The following is a 14,585-nucleotide window of genomic DNA, read 5'->3' as shown; positions in this document are numbered from 1 at the left end:
TCTAGCCAACAACTTCCTCTTCCTTAAAGAAAAAAGCGATTTCGATCCCGGCGTTCTCGACCGAGTCCGAGCCGTGGACGGAATTTGCCTCGATCGATTCGGCAAATTCCTTGCGCAGGGTTCCCGGTGCCGCCTCCGTCGGATTCGTCGCACCCATGACTTCGCGATTCTTCGCGACGGCGTTTTCCCCTTCAAGGGCCTGAACGACGACCGGACCCGACGTCATAAACGCGCAAAGGTCGTTGAAAAACGGCCGGTCCTTGTGCACGCCATAAAAGGCCTCGGCGTCCTTGCGCGTAAGCCGCAGGCGTCTCTGGGCAATGATGCGAAGCCCCGCCCCTTCGAGCATTGCGTTGATTTTCCCCGTCAGATTGCGGCGGGTGGCATCTGGTTTGATAATCGAAAGTGTGCGTTCAATCGCCATTAGGTGTCTTGCCCTTCCTTTTTTTCCCAACCACCGTTGGGCTTCTGTTGCCAATAGCTAAGCGTGTGCCCTTCTGCCTGATAGCTGCGCCAGCGATCGCGCGCCGTCGTAACGGCCACCGCATCGTCACCGTCAAAAAGCTCAAGACAGCGCTCGTAATCCTGGACCCTTTTAGAAACCATCCCGTCCGTAAGCACAAGAATGCTGGCGCCGTTCGGATTCTCGTCCTCCACCGTCAGCCACACCGGCTGACTGGCAGCACAGCCATCCCGGCGACTGCCATGGGGCAGAAAGGAGGATGGCGACAACGTCCAGAGCGCGGCATTCAACGCCTCGACGCGTTCTTCAGAGCCCGCTAGCACGACGGCACGCGCGCGGCCCCCAAGAACTTTTGTAAGAAGCTTCTCCAGCGCCTGTTCCAGCGTGCTTTGCTGCAATTGATAAAAATTGATTGCCGTCATTTAGAAACGGCTACCCCGCTTCATAATTGTCGGCAATAAACCGGTGGAGCAACCGCACCCCAAACGCCGTCCCCCCCTTCGGGACGGTCGGTTTTGACCTGTTGGCCCAGGTGACGCCGGCAATGTCGATATGGGCCCATGGGACGCCCTCCTGAACAAACCGTTTCAGGAACTGGGCCGCCGTGATGCTGCCCGCGCCACGGCCAGAACCGACGTTTTTCATGTCGGCAATGTCGGAGTCAATGTCCTTGTCATAGACCTTGTCGAGGGGCAATCGCCACAGGCGTTCCCCTTCCGCCTCTCCGGCCTTTGTCAGTTTCGTGGCAAGTTTCGTATCGTTTGCAAGCAGACCCGCATATTCCATGCCCAGGGCCACGATAATCGCGCCGGTCAGCGTCGCCAAATCGATGATGGCTTGCGGCTTGAACCGTTCCTGGCAGTACCAAAGCGCGTCCGCCAGAACCAACCGGCCCTCCGCGTCCGTGTTAATCACCTCAATCGTCTGGCCGGACATCGATGTCACAACGTCGCCCGGACGTTGCGCGGTCCCGGACGGCATGTTCTCGGTCAGCCCGATGACACCCACCACATTGACGCGCGCCTTGCGGGCCGCCAGGGCGCGGATAACACCCAGTACAACGGCAGATCCGCCCATGTCCCACTTCATGTCCTCCATATGAGCCGACGGCTTGATAGAGATACCGCCGCTGTCGAAGGTCACGCCCTTACCGACAAGGGCCAGCGGGCGCTTGTCCTTCGCACGCTTTGCGCCCAACCAGCGCAGCGTGACGAGCCTGGGTTTCCGAACGCTTCCCTGGGCCACCCCAAGCAACGCCCCCATCCCCAGTCTGGCCATGTCCTTTTCATCAAGAACCTCGACCTCGACCCCAAGACGGCGAAGCTTCATCGCTTCTTTCGCCAGGGCTTCCGGGAACAGGACGTTCGCAGGCTCGGAAACAAGGTCACGCGTAAGAAAAACGCCGTCGCTAATTTTTTCCAGCGGCGCGTAGCAATTTTTTGCCTTGGCCACCCCCTTCACCTGGATGGAAAGCCGCTTCAACGTTGGCGGATTATGGGCATCCCGGGTCTTCTCCGTACGGTATTTATCAAAACGATAGCTGGAAAGCCGCGCGCCATAGGCAAGATTCGCGGCGATTACCTCAGGCTTTACCCGGCACCCAACCAACGCCTCGACAACAAGCGTCCCACGGGCTTCCCTGGCCGCGTTCAAATAGCCAAAGATTTTCCCGCCAATGTCCTGAAAATCCTTCACCGACAGGCGCTTCGCCTCACCCAGCCCAACAAGAACGATCTGACCGACCGGCCCCTTCGCAGGTGCAGGGAATTGGAGAAACTGTTTTCGCTTGCCCTCGAAATGGCCGACACGAATGGCGTGGGCAATGGCCCCTTCCATCGCATCATCAAGGGCGACGGCGGCTGGGCTCAGGCGATTGCCCGCAGGCACGCCGAGGACGATTGTGGCGGTTTTTGTCAGACTTGGTTCGGTAAAATCGATTTTCATGGGCAGCCCCCTCCCGGTTCCTTGGTCAAGGGTTTTTAAACCCATCTGGCCCTACTCTACCAATCCGAGAGACAAAGAAAAGCGGGACCTTGACCCATGCCGGTTGCCTTGCAAATCGGGCCCCCTTCCATCTGCGCCCAAAAAACAGTAAAGAAGGCCTGTCCGGTCATGGCGCGCGGGTCTATCATTCGGCTGGAAATATGAGAAAAATTGCCTTTCTTTACATCTTTCGCCAACTTGCCTGGGCGACGGTGCTTGTCTGCGCCGGGCTGACCTGCGTGATCTGGCTGACCCAGTCGCTTCGTTTCGTGGATTTGATCGTCAACCGTGGGCTCGAATTAACGGCCTTTGTTTCGCTTACCCTGCACCTGCTGCCGACTTACCTTGTCATCGTTATTCCGATCGCGTTCTTTGCGGCGGTGCTGTTTACCTACAACAAACTGACCATGGACAGCGAACTGGTCATCCTCAGGGCAGCGGGCCTGCCGCCCCGGACCATGGCGGCACCCGGGATTGCCCTCGCCCTTCTGCTCACGGTCGTCTGTTACAGCATCACGCTGTATTTTCTGCCCTCGTCCTACCGGGAATTCAAAGACCTTCAGTTTCTGTTTCGCCACAACTATTCAGCCGTTCTGCTGAAAGAGGGCGTTTTTAATTCGCTTGGCGACAAGCTGACCGTCTATGTGCGGGAACGCGCCGGAGAAGGCGATCTTTACGGCATCCTGATGCACGACAGCCGAAACGCGAAGCAGTCCGTGACGATCATGGCCGAACATGGAAAATTCGTGCGGACGGACAGTGGCCCCAAGGTCATCCTGATAAATGGCAACCGCCAGGAAATCGATGAAAAAACAAGCCGCCTGCAACTCCTCTATTTTGACCGCTACACTGTGGATTTGGGAAACATCGACAAAACCCCTGAATATCGCTGGCGAGAACCACGCGAACGATACCTGCCTGGCCTCTTCTTCCCGGCAGATACTGCGGACGACCGGAACAACAAGGGAAAGCTGATCTCTGAGGGCCATCAACGGCTAACCTCCCCGCTCTACAACCTTGCCTTCCTGTTCATCGCGCTTGCCGCGCTTTTTTCAGGCGATTTTAACCGGCGCGGACAGACCGGCCGCATCCTGGCCGCCGTCGCGATAGGCGTTGCCATTCAGCTTCTGGGCATTGGCATCAACAATATGGCGTCAAAAACCCCGGCAACGATCCCGTTGATGTACGCCGTCCCCTTCCTCACCGTTGCAATCGGCTATCGTGTGCTGACCACAGGGCGTCTCCTTCGGCGACGCATTCCAGCGGCGGCACAGAAAATCGAGACCGGATAGGAAACACCGTGCACATCTCAACAATCCTGTCTCGCTATATCGGTCGCCAGTTTCTGCTTGGCTTTCTCAGCATGCTGGGCTTTCTAGTCACGCTCGTTCTGCTTATCGACATCATCGAATTGCTCCGGCGATCGGCCGGACGCCTTGCCGTAACCATGGGCGACGTTCTGCAAATGTCGCTTCTGAAACTACCGGAAACGGTGCAGACCATTACACCCTTCGCCATTCTGTTCGGCGGCATGCTCGTCTTTTGGCGTCTGGCGCGCCATCACGAACTGATCGTCATCCGCGGCGCCGGCATTTCCGCCTGGCAATTTTTGTTTCCGGTTTTGATCGTCGCCGTTGGCATTGGCGTTTTTAAAATCACGGTTTTTAATCCACTGGCCTCCACCATGTTTACCCGGTACGAGGCGCTGGAAGACAAACTGCTGCGCGGAAAATCAAGCCTGCTCGCTCTTTCTTCCTCCGGCCTTTGGCTGCGTCAGGCGGACAAAACCGGCCAGTCTGTTATCCACGCGCAACACATGTCCCAAAGCGACATGTCTTTTCAGGACGTCACCTTTTTTCTTTTCGATGGATCCGATCACTTTACCGGTCGGGTCGATGCCGGTTCCGCRCATCTGGAAAAAGGCTATTGGCAACTGGAARACGCCCGAATATCCGAACCGGAYCGACCGACAACYTTTGCGAAAAGCCAYCGRATMAAAACGGACCTCACCCTTGAAAAAATTCAGGACAGTTTTTCCCCGCCTGAGACCCTTTCCTTCTGGGAACTCCCGGTCTTCATTGACACACTGGAGAAGGCCGGCTTTTCCGCGCGTCGCCACCGATTGTACTGGCACTCTCTGCTGGCCGAACCCCTTCTGTTCTGCGCCATGGTGCTCATCGCGGCAACTTTCATGCTGCGACGAAACCGCACGACAAACACCGCCGCCCTGATTGCCCTCACCGCCATGGTCGGATTCCTTCTTTTCTTCCTCTCGGACGTCATCCACGCATTGGGGCTTTCAGAAAAACTGCCCATTGTGCTGGCCGCATGGACGCCGGCTGGCGTAGCAACGCTGCTTGGCCTCGCCATGCTTCTTCACCTGGAGGATGGCTGACAACATGCGTTGGCTTGGGCAAACCGGATGGATGACCTGTTGCCTTCTCGGCCTTTTTCTGGCGTCGCCCAGCCATGGCGCGGAACCGGCACCTGTTGCTGCACATAACAAGGAAGCACCCATCCTTCTTCGTGCCGACGAAATACGCCGCGACAAGGAACGCGACACCATCTTCGCCCGCGGGCATGTGGAAATCACGCAAGGCCCACGCCTTCTTCTCGCCGACACGGTGACCTATAACCAGCGGGCCGATCTCGTCACCGCGTCTGGAAACGTCATCCTTATGGAGCCCACCGGCGAGGTTGCCTTTGCCGATCACATGACCCTGACCGATAACATGCGGGAAGGCATTGTCCGCCGCCTTCGCGTCCTTCTTGAAGACGATTCAAAACTCGCTGCCGTTTCCGGCATACGCAAAAACGGCGTTTTCGCGGAATTCCACAAGGCGGTGTTTTCGCCTTGCAACCTTTGCAAAAAAGACCCCACGCGCGCACCCTTGTGGCAATTAAGAGCCTGGCGGATCGTCCATGACCGTGAGGCCCACGAAATTGAATACAAGGACGCTTTTTTCGAATTCTATGGCATTCCAATTGCCTACACGCCCTATCTTTCCCATCCGGATCCAACCGTAAAGCGCCGCAGCGGTATTCTCTCGCCAACCATCGGCAGCACGACCGACCTCGGCTTTCGAACCCAGATTCCATATTATTTCAACATCGCCCCCGACAAGGACGCGACCTTCGCGCCGATTTTTACCGCCCAAGAAGGATTTGTCGCCGTCGGCGAATACCGTCAGCGATTTAAAAACGGGGAATTCCAAATTGCCGGCAGCCTCACCGAAGCCGACGAACGGCTAAACGGGCTTGCCACATCCGGCGGCAAGGAAATCCGCGGCCATGTGAAAGGCCGCGCCAGGTTCGATCTCGATCCAACCTGGCGAACCGGCCTCGATGTTTTTCGGTCCACGGACGACACCTATCTTCGGCGATATGATTTCGAAAACGAAAATACGCTGACAAGCCACGCCTTTCTCGAAGGCTTTCGTGGCCGCAACTACGCAACGGTGAATGGCTATCTTTTCCAGGGCCTCCGTCAAACGGATGATTCCGATACCACGCCCCTGATCCTGCCGATGATCGACTACAACTACATCGGCGAGCCGGACCGGAACGGTGCGCGCTGGAGCCTGGACGCCAATCTGCTTTCCCTCTCCCGCACGGAAGGGCCGGACAGCCATCGCCTGTCGTTCAAACCCGGCTGGCAATTCCCCTATCAGGCACCGGAAGGCTATGTGACAACGGTTTCAGCTTCGCTGCAGATGGATGGCTATCTTGCCAATGACAGCACCGCCAGCGGGGCCGACCCCAACGTCAAGCGGGACGGCTTCACGGGCCGCGCCTTTCCCCAGGTCATGGTCGATTGGCGCTATCCTTTTGTGCGCCAGGAAGGACGGGTCCACCAATTGATCGAACCGGTCGTTTCAATTGCCATCGCCCCCAATGGAGGAAATCCCTCAAAGATATCGAACGAGGACAGTCAGAATTTTGAGTTCGACACGACGAATTTGATGGCCGCAAGCCGCTTTACCGGGCTGGATCGGGTCGAAGGAGGGCAGCGGCTGAATTATGGCCTGAAGATGGGGCTTCTCGGTGCCGGTGGCGGCAATGCGAGCATCTTCTTCGGCCAAAGCTATCGCCTTCGTAAAAACAGCCCCTTTGCCGATGGCTCCGGCCTCGAAGACACTTTCTCCGACTATGTCGGCGAAGTTGAAATAACACCCGCAGAAAATCTAAGCATGCTCTACCGCACCCGGCTGGACACGGACAGTTTTTCCGCCGAACAAAGCGAGTTCGAGTTCGGCATCGGCCCCGCCGCCATTCACCTGGACGTCAATTACTTCTTTATCCGGGGGTCCGCCACAAACCCGGAGTTTGGCGATCGCGAGGAGCTCACCACGTCCCTACGTTCCCAAATCACCAAAAACTGGTCGTTTCGGGCCTCGAACCGCCGGGATTTCGAAAACGATAATACGATTAATTGGGGCCTTGGCCTCGGTTATGTCGACGAATGCCTCGATCTGCAGTTCAGTTTTATCCGCAGTTTTACCCAGGATCGAGACATCAAACCGGCCAATACCTTTCTCCTCCGCATCGTTCTCAAACATCTTGGAGAGGTCGGCATCTAATCCCTATAATGCCCAAAGTGGCCTTTTCCATTTGCCTGCTTGCCGAAGGCAAGGATTGATCGGCAACAGGTTCATCGCTAAAGAATACGTCATGGGATGGGCATGTGCCCCAAAGGAATGTTACGGAAATTTCAAATTTGATGAGAACTTTTTTCTTAGCTGCTTTCTCAGCTGCGCTGCTGTTTACGCCGATATTCCCGTCTGCCCAGGCAGAAGAAACACAGCGAATTGCCGCCGTCGTCAACGAGGATGCGATCTCGGAGTTCGACCTCAATTCCCGCATGCGTTTAATCGCGTATACGGCCAATCTTCGCGACTCGACGGAAGCACTCCGCCGGATGCTTCCGGATATTCTGCGAGCCCTGATTGACGAACAGCTAAAGCTTCAAGAGGCCGAGCGTCTCGAAATTACAGTTGCCGATGAGGAACTGGAATCAGCAAAGCGCCGCATCGAGAGCCGAAACGGCATGCCCGAAGGTGGGCTTAAGGAAACCCTGGACCGAGAAGGCATTGCGGCCTCGACGATCACTACGCAAATCCGGTCCTCCCTCGCCTGGGAAAAGATTATCCGCAACCGGCTCTATCCAAAAGTCATCGTCAGCGACGATGAAGTCGAGGAGAAGGTCGCCCGGCTGCAGCAATTTGCAGACGCGCCGGAATATCTCGTCTCGGAGATTTTCCTGGCCGTCGATGACACAACCCAGGAAACGGCCGTCCGTGAGACGGTCCAGCGCGTCGCGAACGAAGCCCGCGCCAGCAATAATTTTGCCCGCTTCGCCCGACAATTCTCACAAGGTGTGACGGCGCTTTCCGGCGGCGAGCTCGGCTGGATCCGGCAAGGACAGCTGGGGAACGAACTGAACCAGGCTATCCAGGAAATGAAGCTTGACGCCGTTTCCGAGCCAATCCGCACGGAAGATGGCTATTATTTGCTGTGGCTCCAGGACCGGCGCAAAGTTGGCGAGACAAGCGCAAGAGACACCATCGGGCTAAGTCAGCTTCTGTTTCCCCTCTCGCCCAAGGCCGACCCGAATGAAATCACCACCCAGATTTCCAAGGCAGAAAACGAACGGACGAAGCTGAGCGGGTGCCTTGCGATGAACCGGGCCGCCGAATTATCGGGGGCACCGATGTCTGGCAGTCTTGGCACCATCAAATTAAAAGACCTGGCCGCAAAATTGCGGAATGCCGTGCAAACGCTGCCCATTGGCGTGCCCAGCAAACCTGTCCACACCGAGGCTGGCATTCACCTTCTTATGGTGTGCGACCGCCCGAACGCGACCACCCCCATTGATGACCGCCAGCAGGTTCGACTGAATATCATGCTGGAAAAACTGGACCTTCTCTCACGCAGATACCTCCGCGACCTTCGTCGCACGGCCTTCGTAGACATTCGCTTATGACACCCCCCTTCGACCGCCTGCCGCTGGCGCTCACGATGGGCGAACCAGCTGGCATCGGCGGCGAAATCGCCCTGAAGGCCTGGGCGAAATACCATGACCGCCTGCCACCCTTTTTTATTTTCGACGACGCCGACCGCCTGCGGCAAATTGCCGCCAGCCTCGGCCTCGACATCGCGATCATACCAATCGCCACGCCCGCCGAAACAAACCAGGCCTTTGCAAAAGGGCTGCCCGTCCTCGCCCAGGCGCTTGCAAAGCCCCCCCAACCCGGAAAACCGGAAACGGAGAACGTCCCCGCCATCCTCAACGCCATTCGCCGGGCGGTGGAATATGCGGGCAGTGGCGACGTCAGCGCCATCGTGACCAACCCGATCCATAAACAGAGCTTCGCAGCGGCGGGCGTCCCTTATCCAGGCCACACCGAACTTCTCGCCCATCTTGCTGGCGACGCGTCGAAACCCGCCATGCTGCTGGTCGCCGAAGGGCTGCGGGTGGCACCGGTGACCATTCACGAACCGCTCCGCACCGTTGCTACCAGCCTCACGACAGAGCGCATCGTCACCTGCGGCAAGATCGTGGCGGAAGGGCTTCGTCAGGACTTTGCCATCATGCGCCCGCGCCTTGCCATGGCCGCCCTCAATCCCCATGGCGGTGAAAATGGCGTTCTTGGCCGGGAAGAAGACACGATCATCGCCCCCGCCGTTGCCGCCCTTTTGGCGCTTGGGATCACGGTGCGGGGGCCTCTCCCCGCCGACAGCCTGTTCCACGCAGAGGCGCGAAAAACCCACGACGCCGTCCTTTGCATGTACCACGACCAGGCGCTGATCCCGCTTAAAACGATCGATTTCACGGGCGGGGTCAATGTCACGCTTGGCCTGCCCTTCGTTCGCACGTCGCCAGATCACGGCACCGCCTTCGACATCGCCGGCCAGGGCATCGCGGACGAAAGCAGCCTCGTCGCAGCCCTTCACCTTGCCCGCGACATCGCCGAACGCCGGCACCAGGCAGGCGCGACCCCGTGAGCAGCACACAAGGTCCGGCGCGCCCGCCCCTGCGCGACATCATCCGTGAATTCGACCTTGGCGCCAAACGACGCTTCGGCCAGCATTTTCTGCTCGATGCGAATTTAACGCGCAAAATCGCGAACGCGGCCGGCGATCTCGGCAAGGGCTCGGTGATCGAAATCGGCCCCGGCCCCGGCGGCTTAACGCGCGCGCTTCTCGACGCGCACGCCAAGCGCGTCATCGCAGTCGAGCTGGACCCGCGTTGCGTCGCCGCCCTTGAGGGCCTGGTTGCCGAAAGCCAGGGACGCCTTACAATCATAGAGGGCGACGCGCTGACCGTTGCACTTGCAGAAATCGCCCCCCCACCCCGGCGCATCGTTGCCAACCTCCCGTACAACGTCGCAACGCCTCTGCTTTTACAATGGCTTGCCGCTGCGGAGCATTTCGAGGAAATGGTCCTCATGTTCCAGAAAGAAGTCGCCGACCGGCTTTGCGCAAAGCCGGGTTCAAAAGCCTATGGGCGACTTTCCATCGTCGCCCAATGGCGCATGGAAATCACGCCGCTTTTTGACATCGGCCCGAAAGCCTTCGTCCCGCCACCGAAGGTGTCTTCAACCGTCCTGCGATTGCGCACACGTGCCAAACCCATCGCCGCCGCCGATGGCGCCATTGATATCGTGACGCTGGGCCGCGTAACCAGAGCGGCCTTCGGACAACGGCGAAAAATGCTGCGTAGCAGCCTGAAGACCTTAGGGGTCGAGATCGGTGCCGCCCTACTTGAAGAAACAGGTATTTCCCCAACGGTGCGGGCCGAAGAACTTCGCGTCGAGGATTTCTGCGCCCTTGCGCGCGCCCTTGCCAGGCGTGATGCCTAGCCGCCAAGCCGCTGGCGGACAAATTCCAAAAGCCCCGTCCGGCGTTTCCGGCGAAGCCGTTCCGCCTGCAGGATCGAAAGAATGGCCGCAATGGCCTTTTCAAGGTCGTCGTTGACGACGACGTAATCAAATTCGTCCCAGTGGCGGATTTCCCCCTGCGCCTTCGCCATCCTTTTCCGGACCACGTCTTCGCTGTCCTGGGCACGCGTATGAAGCCGGTTGGCAAGCTCGTCGGTCGAAGGTGGAAGAATAAAAACGCTGACAAGATCGCCATCGGCCATCTGCTTCAGCTTGCGATTCCCCTGCCAGTCAATGTCGAACAGAAGATCCCGACCCGCATCCAGGCTTGCCTCCACTTCGGCTTTCGGCGTGCCATACAAATTGCCGAAAACCTCCGCATGTTCAAGAAAACCATCCTTCGCGACCATTGCAGCGAAGGCCGCGTCGTCCACGAAATGATAGTCCTTGCCATCCGTCTCACCGGACCGTTTCGGCCGCGTCGTATGGGAAACGGACATGGAAAGCATTGAATCGCGCGCCAGCAATGCGCGCGCGATGGTTGTTTTCCCGGCACCGGAAGGCGACGACAGCACAAGCATCACCCCACGACGCGATATCTCCAGCTTTGACATGTCGGCTACATATCCGTAATTCCACGCCCCGGCAAGGAATTCGTGCACCACCGGCACATTCTGCACATCTGCGGCAATCGCTTGAAATACTGCAAATTTTCCGGTTGCAGGCTTCGCCGTGAAGACGCATGCTTGCCCCAAGAAACGGCCCTTGGCATCAAAGAGGCCGGCAGGGCTGATTCGCCAAATTGTTAGAAAATCGCCGTTCAGGAGAGGACTTCTTATGGAAATTACCGCTGTTATCGCGCGCGAAGCCAACAAGCCTTTCACGGTTGAAAAAATTCAGCTGGATGAGAACATCCGGGACGACGAAGTCCTCGTACGAGTCGTCGCCGCCGGCCTCTGCCACACGGATATTGTTTGCCGCGATCAATATTACCCGGTGCCGCTGCCCTTCGTTCCCGGCCATGAGGGCGCCGGAATCGTCGAGAAGGTCGGAAAAAATGTCACGAAAGTCGTTCCCGGCGATCACGTCGTCCTGACCTTCAATTCTTGCGGCAACTGTCCAAGCTGCCTGGAAGGCGAGCCTGGCTATTGCCACGAACTCTTTGGTTACAATTTCGGCGGCGCACGCCCAGGTGACGGGTCCGGCACGATGTCCAAGGGCGACGAACATATCCACGGCTGTTTTTTCAGCCAGTCCTCTTTCGGCGACCATGCAATCGCAACCGAACGCAACGTCGTGAAGGTTCGTAAAGATGCACCGCTGGAACTGCTTGGCCCCCTTGGCTGCGGTATCCAGACGGGCGCCGGCGGCGTCATGAATTCGCTGCATCCGCGCGCGGGTTCCAGCATCGCCGTCTTCGGCGCCGGCGGCGTTGGCCTAAGCGCGATCATGGCCGCCGTTGTCGTAGGCTGCACGACCATCATCGCCATCGACGTGAAACCGGCCCGCCTGAAACTTGCCAAAGAACTGGGGGCGACCCATGTCATCGATGCGTCCAGCTGCAATCCGGTCGAGGAAATTCAGAAGATCACAGGCGGCGGCGCCAATTATACCCTTGAGACAACGGCCTTGCCGGCGGTGCTGCGCCAGGCCGTCGACTCCCTGACCCTTCGCGGCGTCTGCGGCCTGATCGGGGCGGCGCCACTTGGTACGGAAGCAGCTCTCGATATGAACAGCATCATGTTCGGTCGCACCATTCGCGGCATCATCGAAGGTGACAGCGTGCCCGACATCTTCATCCCAAGAATGGTCGATCTTTTCATGCAGGGCCGTTTTCCAATCGACAAGCTGATGAAGAAATACAAGCTTGCCGACATTAACGAAGCCGTGTCGGATTCAGAAAAAGGAACGGCGATCAAACCAATCCTTGTCATGTCCTAGAAAAATCACCCGTTCTTTACGAAAACGCGGTCATGAAGGGCACCCTTCATGGCCGTTTTTCTTTGCGAAGACGCCGAAAACGGCGGACGTTCCTTTGGTGCTCYTTCARAGAGCGGGCAAAGASGTGGCCACCGCKRCCATCGGCGACGAAATAAAGCTCGTCGGTCACAAGRGGCCGCAACACRGCRGCAATCGCAGCGCGRCCGGGRTTGGCGATCGGTCCGGGCGGAATGCCRCGCATCCGATACGTGTTATAGGGATCGTCGATYTTCAGATCGGCCCGTGTTAATGGCCGGCCCAGGCTTCCCCTGCCACGTGACAACGCGTAGACGACGGTTGGATCCGATTGCAGACGCATGCCGCGTTTTAACCGGTTCAGAAAAACGGCGGCGACGCGCGGGCGCTCTTCGGCCAACGCCGTCTCTTTCTCAATCAGCGAGGCCAAAACAAGCGCGTCATGGGGCGAGGCAAGCGGCAAACCMTCCGCCCGCTTGTCCCATAATCCGCCAAGCGTTTTCGTCATGGCGCGGCGCATGCGYRCAATCAGGGATTGCTTCGTCTCCCCCCAGGAATARGCATAGGTTTCCGGCAAAAGCGCCCCTTCCGGCGGCACAGGCCCATCCGCGATCTCGCCTTCCAAGCCCGCCGCACTATCAAGAAGCGCCAGCACATGGGCCGTCGTCAGCCCCTCCGCCACCGTGAACTTGCGCAGAACCGTCGTCCCGTCCCTTAGAATTTCCATCACTTCGGCAGGCGAAGCAAAGGGCGGGAACGCATATTCGCCCGCCCGAAGCCCCCGGTCATTGCCACTTAGCCGGACAACAACATGAAAGAAAGGTCCGCTCTCAAGCACCCCGGCCACTTCCAGCCGCCGCGCGATCGCGCCAACCCCTTCGCCGCGGGGAATGATCAGCGTGACCGCTTCGCCATAGGGGCCGGGTTTCTGGAAACGATCGACGCCATAGGCGACAACGCCGCCCAGTGCCATCATCAGAATAAGAAAAACAAGCCCTAGCCGGAGCATGTTGCGCGCCACTGGCTCCGGCTCTGCTTAGGGTGCCGCTACAAAGACAAGCGATGCATTCGTTCCGCCAAAGCCGAACGAATTCGAAAGCACGGCACGTACCTTGCGCTCCTTTGCCTGGTTCGGAACAAGATCCATGTCGCAGCCTTCCGACGGATTGTCCAGATTCAGGGTCGGCGGCAGCACGCCGTCGCGCATCGCCAGCATCGAGAAGATTGCCTCCGTGCTTCCTGCGGCCCCAAGCAGGTGGCCGATGGCCGATTTCGTCGAAGACATGGAAACCTTGTCGGCGACACCGGCAAACAGCCGCTTGACCGCTCCATGTTCGATGGCATCGCCCAGCGGCGTCGAGGTGCCATGGGCATTGATATAATCGACATCTTCAGGCGTCATCTTGGCATTGCGAAGTGCGTTGCGCATGGCGCGATAGGCGCCGTTGCCGTCCGCGGCCGGTGCCGTCACATGGTGCGCATCGCCGGACATGCCGTACCCCTTGAATTCCGCATAAATCTTCGCCCCACGCTTTTTCGCGTGTTCGTATTCCTCCAGCACGACAATGCCCGCGCCCTCGCCGATAACAAAACCATCCCGATCCCGGTCCCAGGGGCGGGACGCTTTTTCCGGCGTGTCGTTGAAATCAGACGACAGCGCCCGCGCCGCCGCGAACCCTGCCATAGCAAGGCGACACACGGCCCCCTCGGTGCCACCGGCCACCATGACGTCCGCGTCGCCCCACTGAATAAGCCGGGCCGCATCCCCAATGGCATGGGCGCCGGTCGAGCACGCGGTGACAACGGAATGGTTCGGTCCGGTAAAACCATAGCGGATGGAAACATGCCCCGACACGAGGTTGATCAGGGAAGCGGGAATAAAGAAGGGACTGACCCGCCTCGCCCCTTTTTCGTAAAGAAGGATGGACGTGTCGTAAATTCCCGGAAGCCCACCAATGCCCGAACCGATCAAGACGCCCGTGCGCTCGCGATCCTCATCGCCTTCCGGCTTCCAGCCGGCATCCTCGACCGCCTGAACGGCCGCCGTAATTCCGTAGAGGATGAATTGATCAATCCTGCGCTGCTCTTTCGGAGCGAGCCAGTCATCGGGGTTAAATTCGCCGGGTTTGGTTCCACGCGGAATCTGGCCTGCAATTTTCGAGGAAATATCCGAAACGTCGAACGACTCGACCTTCCGAATGCCGCTTTCGCCTCGAACAAGACGCTCCCACGTTGCCTCCACCCCGCAAGCAAGCGGGGTAAGCAATCCCATCCCTGTGACGACAACCCGCCTCATGCCAAGT

The 14,585-nt window shown here is 58.4% G+C and carries 13 protein-coding genes; 7 read left to right on the top strand and 6 right to left on the bottom strand.

Going from position 1 to position 14,585, the window contains the following annotated elements; all coding sequences use genetic code 11:
* Position 1: 1 nt before the first annotated feature.
* Genes COA65_01050 through COA65_01040 form a run of 3 tightly spaced genes read right to left on the bottom strand, consistent with a single transcriptional unit; the run spans position 2 to position 2,407 of the window.
* Positions 2–424, bottom strand: a complete 423-nt coding sequence (locus COA65_01050; protein ID PCJ61572.1) for a nucleoside-diphosphate kinase — start codon at positions 422–424, stop codon at positions 2–4.
* Positions 424–885, bottom strand: a complete 462-nt coding sequence (locus tag COA65_01045) for a DNA polymerase III subunit chi (GenBank protein PCJ61571.1) — start codon at positions 883–885, stop codon at positions 424–426. Before COA65_01045 ends, COA65_01050 begins: the two co-directional genes overlap by 1 nt.
* A 10-nt stretch (positions 886–895) precedes the next feature.
* On the bottom strand, positions 896–2,407 hold the full coding sequence (locus tag COA65_01040) for a leucyl aminopeptidase (protein ID PCJ61760.1): 1,512 nt from the start codon (positions 2,405–2,407) through the stop codon (positions 896–898).
* A gap of 89 nt (positions 2,408–2,496) precedes the next feature.
* Between COA65_01040 and lptF the strand changes: the two genes are divergently transcribed.
* The 6 genes from lptF (at position 2,497) to COA65_01010 (ending at position 10,308) form a co-directional block, all read left to right on the top strand.
* Positions 2,497–3,738, top strand: coding sequence for an LPS export ABC transporter permease LptF (gene lptF / locus COA65_01035; protein ID PCJ61570.1), 1,242 nt, complete (start codon positions 2,497–2,499; stop codon positions 3,736–3,738).
* On the top strand, positions 3,735–4,841 hold the full coding sequence (gene lptG / locus COA65_01030) for an LPS export ABC transporter permease LptG (protein ID PCJ61569.1): 1,107 nt from the start codon (positions 3,735–3,737) through the stop codon (positions 4,839–4,841). The genes lptF and lptG overlap by 4 nt, the downstream gene beginning before the upstream one ends.
* Positions 4,834–7,026: an organic solvent tolerance protein gene (locus COA65_01025; protein PCJ61568.1), complete on the top strand. Its 2,193-nt coding sequence runs from the start codon at positions 4,834–4,836 to the stop codon at positions 7,024–7,026. The genes lptG and COA65_01025 overlap by 8 nt, the downstream gene beginning before the upstream one ends.
* 140 nt (positions 7,027–7,166) lie before the next feature.
* The gene (locus tag COA65_01020; GenBank protein PCJ61567.1) at positions 7,167–8,429 is read left to right on the top strand and encodes a hypothetical protein; all 1,263 of its coding nucleotides are present in this window, start codon (positions 7,167–7,169) and stop codon (positions 8,427–8,429) included.
* The gene (locus COA65_01015) at positions 8,426–9,451 is read left to right on the top strand and encodes a 4-hydroxythreonine-4-phosphate dehydrogenase PdxA (GenBank protein ID PCJ61566.1); all 1,026 of its coding nucleotides are present in this window, start codon (positions 8,426–8,428) and stop codon (positions 9,449–9,451) included. Before COA65_01020 ends, COA65_01015 begins: the two co-directional genes overlap by 4 nt.
* Positions 9,448–10,308: a 16S rRNA (adenine(1518)-N(6)/adenine(1519)-N(6))-dimethyltransferase gene (locus COA65_01010; GenBank protein PCJ61565.1), complete on the top strand. Its 861-nt coding sequence runs from the start codon at positions 9,448–9,450 to the stop codon at positions 10,306–10,308. The genes COA65_01015 and COA65_01010 overlap by 4 nt, the downstream gene beginning before the upstream one ends.
* Here COA65_01010 and COA65_01005 read toward each other — a convergent pair.
* Positions 10,305–10,940 (bottom strand): guanylate kinase, encoded by a 636-nt coding sequence (locus COA65_01005; GenBank protein PCJ61759.1) that lies wholly within the window; start codon positions 10,938–10,940, stop codon positions 10,305–10,307. The genes COA65_01010 and COA65_01005 overlap by 4 nt on opposite strands.
* A 223-nt stretch (positions 10,941–11,163) precedes the next feature.
* On the opposite strand from COA65_01005, the gene COA65_01000 reads away from it, so the two are divergent.
* On the top strand, positions 11,164–12,267 hold the full coding sequence (locus tag COA65_01000; protein ID PCJ61564.1) for an alcohol dehydrogenase: 1,104 nt from the start codon (positions 11,164–11,166) through the stop codon (positions 12,265–12,267).
* A gap of 46 nt (positions 12,268–12,313) precedes the next feature.
* On the opposite strand, the gene COA65_00995 is transcribed toward COA65_01000, so the two are convergent.
* Together COA65_00995 and fabF are read right to left on the bottom strand one after the other, a co-directional pair.
* The gene (locus COA65_00995; GenBank protein PCJ61758.1) at positions 12,314–13,291 is read right to left on the bottom strand and encodes an aminodeoxychorismate lyase; all 978 of its coding nucleotides are present in this window, start codon (positions 13,289–13,291) and stop codon (positions 12,314–12,316) included.
* 27 nt (positions 13,292–13,318) lie between these two features.
* Entirely contained in the window at positions 13,319–14,578 is a 1,260-nt protein-coding gene (fabF, locus tag COA65_00990; GenBank protein PCJ61757.1) for a beta-ketoacyl-[acyl-carrier-protein] synthase II, read from the bottom strand.
* Between the last annotated feature and the right edge of the window lie 7 nt (positions 14,579–14,585).

This window comes from Rhodospirillaceae bacterium, from assembly GCA_002746255.1.
Classification (GTDB): Bacteria; Pseudomonadota; Alphaproteobacteria.
The sequence above is the reverse complement of the archived record's forward strand: the minus strand, read 5'-3'. Positions and strand labels throughout refer to the sequence as shown.